The 2,769-nt window shown below is 65.8% G+C and carries 3 protein-coding genes and 1 pseudogene; 3 read left to right on the top strand and 1 reads right to left on the bottom strand.

The annotated features are described in order from the left end of the window. Nucleotides 1-263, top strand: a 263-nt coding sequence (locus AB0M87_RS33250) for a hypothetical protein (protein WP_365859622.1), incomplete at its 5' end; no start/stop codon positions are given. Between the two features lie 318 nt (nt 264-581). On the opposite strand, the gene AB0M87_RS33245 is transcribed toward AB0M87_RS33250, so the two are convergent. Further along, nucleotides 582-1,184, bottom strand: a complete 603-nt coding sequence (locus AB0M87_RS33245) for an SAVMC3_10250 family protein (RefSeq protein ID WP_365859620.1) — start codon at nt 1,182-1,184, stop codon at nt 582-584. Nucleotides 1,185-1,280: 96 nt separating this feature from the next. On the opposite strand from AB0M87_RS33245, the gene AB0M87_RS33240 reads away from it, so the two are divergent. Together AB0M87_RS33240 and AB0M87_RS33235 are read left to right on the top strand one after the other, a co-directional pair. After that, entirely contained in the window at nt 1,281-1,931 is a 651-nt protein-coding gene (locus AB0M87_RS33240) for a hypothetical protein (RefSeq protein ID WP_365859624.1), read from the top strand. A 320-nt stretch (nt 1,932-2,251) separates the two neighbouring features. Next, nucleotides 2,252-2,432: pseudogene (locus AB0M87_RS33235) on the top strand (IS481 family transposase); the annotation flags it as partial. Nucleotides 2,433-2,769 lie beyond the last annotated feature (337 nt).

Genomic DNA, 2,769 nt, shown 5'->3' with positions numbered 1-2,769 from the left:
CATCTCGAAGCGTGAAGAACGGCCGTCTCCGCTGTCCCGGGAAGAACCGCAGATCAGCAGGTCGAGTGACCTGCGATGTTAAACGCCAAGCTCAGCCGGGCAGCTTCGTATGGGATGCGCAGATCTTCGACCTGACCACGGCGCAAGCAAAGGGCGGCACCCTCGTCTACGTCGATGGTGAAGGCACCGCGCACCGGTGGAAGGCCCCTGCTTCCGATGCTGGTCCGCAGGTCGCTGCGGTGAAGAAGCACTTGCAGTTCTGAGCGCGGCAAAAGGCGAAGCGGCTCGGCGAGTGGAACCGCCTGCAACAGGCCCCACCGAGCCCCGCAGGGCGCTGACGCTCGCGGGGCAACGGGCCCGGCAGCTGGGACTATCTCCGAAACCTCAGCCAACGCCACCGGCGCTCAAGCCTGCGGGTGGGAGACATCGGCCCGTTCGTGACCGTCGGCGCGGGCTGTGATCCGCTCTCCACGTACAAGGGGGTCGCCACGATCAGCCGGTGCCGCAACTGCCCCGACGGGAAGTTGCACAGCACCGGGCGTGGCCGCTCAGGTACCCCGGGGTCGGGTAAAAGTGGGAGATCATCGAGTAGGCGGACCGGGCCGCGAACTCCTGGTCGTTCGGGCTGTGGAGGCCAGCAGGGCGGGTGGCGTTGTGTCACCTTGCATCTCACGGGCGACCAGGTCGGCGGCCATGGCATGCAGCCAGTCGGAGCCGGATCCCATCCTGGTGGGCGGGTGCTCGCGATGGTCTCGCACGTGCTGCATCGAGCCGCACAGCACTACCTCGATGTTGCTGCAGAACTCCTCGTCACGATGCCGGCAGCCGCCGTCCTCCACGGACGCGTAGGAGAAGACGCCAGCGTCCCGAAGTCCGACATCGCTGGCTGCGGGGCCGTAACGGAAGAAACCGCGAAACTCCAGCCAAGCGCCGACCCCCAAATGTCCGCACGCAGCCGGCTCCCAAGTACGGGCCCAGCACTGCTTTCGGAGGTGGCCCAGGATCTGCTCCAGCCGTTCGTCGGGCGTCGGCGCCGCGGTGCCACCACTTCCCCCGCACGCGACGCGGGCGCTGACGCCCAGCGCGCCGACTTCTGTCTCAACGGACCGATCGGTGAGCCCTCTTCGCAGCTGCTCATAAAAATCATCTAACTTGGCCGTTGACAGATATTGCAGCTCCCGCACGTGCTCCGCCTCTCGTAGCCCCGCATCGGCAGCCCTGCTGCCCGCCAATTACCCCTTCGTCTCTCCACCGAGCAATAGTCGAGGCCCGTGGACAAGATGACGTGCGAGCAGGCTTCGGCGCCCAAAGAATTCGATCCTATGCTGACGGTCGTGCGGGTACTGGGTGTGAGCAGTGAGGACGAGATGGTCGCCTGCTTCTTGAGCGGTGAGCTATCCAGCCGGAGGTTCGGCCAGAACCTCCGGTCCCAACTGGCGGCAGCCGGGCTGGCCGAGCAGTTGCTCACACGTCCGGACCTCTCCGACGCTGGAGCGAACTTCGCACGTCGCGCTTTGCTCGCTGCGGTGCGCGGGTACGGCGAGAACCGCGATCTGTTCGAGAACTTCCCCACTCACGTCACGTGGACCAGGGCACTCCTGTCCGCCGACGAGGCGACCAGCGTGCGCTACCTCGACTATTCCTACTGGGTTGAACTGTCGGGTGGCAGCCGCCGGCCGGCCGACGCAGCCGCACGCATCAAGGCAGGGTTCCGGGCGTTCGACGTGCCCAATGAACCGTTCGTCGACGCAGCCCACGCGCTCATCCGAGGCGAGCGATTTTCTCCGCTCATCCTCGTCGGCGAGAGGCAGGACAACCTCGTCTGCCTTGAGGGCCACCTGCGCCTGACCGCCTACGCCCTCGTTGGCTTCCCGACCGACATCGAGTGCCTGATCGGCACCGCTCCGGTCATGAGCCGCTGGGCACGGTAGTCCAGTCGCACGGAGCTCTCGGCGCCCCACATTAGCCTGACTGCGGATAGGTCAGCTCGTCCATGGGACGGTTGGTGGCTCCTTCAGCCGATCAAGCGGCCTGCTCCTCGCGTTCGACGAGGACGCCGTTCTCGAACCTAAGTCTGGTGCACGATCGGGTGAACCTGTCACCCAACGCTGCATCAGACCCCTACGAGTCCCAAGGGGCTTGACGGGCTGAAGGACTGCTCGAGCGCACCGCACCACACACCGCACGCCACCGAGGCAGACGTCGTGGAAAAGATCCTGTGGCGGCGTCAGCAGTACCACTTCGGCCCAGCCAAGATCGCGATGTACCTGCAGCGCTACCACGACGTCACAGTCAGCTCCTGCGGTATCTGGCGCATCCTGAAGAAGGTCGGCCTCAACCGGCTGCCGGCCTCCCAGCGCTACAAGCTCCACTCCACCCGCTGGAAGCGGTACGAGAAGCAGCGCCCCGGCCACCAACTGCAGGTCGACGTCATCGCCCCCCCTGCGCCCTCACCGGCCAGACCCCTGCGAGCGACTCCGCCAGAAGGCCCAGAACCCACTGTTGTCATAGACCTTCGTCAGGCGCACACCGGCCATGGTGGGTATGGGCTGTTCAGACATGTGTACCTCACTGTGCAGGGGGTCTGGATGGGCTCCCGTCCACCACTGCCCGGATGGGTATAGGCGCACGCCAGTGCTCTCTGTGCGAGCTTCCCGGTGGACGCACGCGTGCATCAGATCTGATCCAGCAGTTCCTGTAGGCGCAGGCCCCGGGCGGCGTCGATCCCAGTCCCTGTGCCCGTTCGTACGGCGGTGGCAAACTCACGGC

The organism is Streptomyces sp. NPDC051320 (assembly GCF_040682175.1).
Lineage (GTDB): Bacteria > Actinomycetota > Actinomycetes > Streptomycetales > Streptomycetaceae > Streptomyces.
This window is presented reverse-complemented; position numbering and strand designations above follow the sequence as displayed.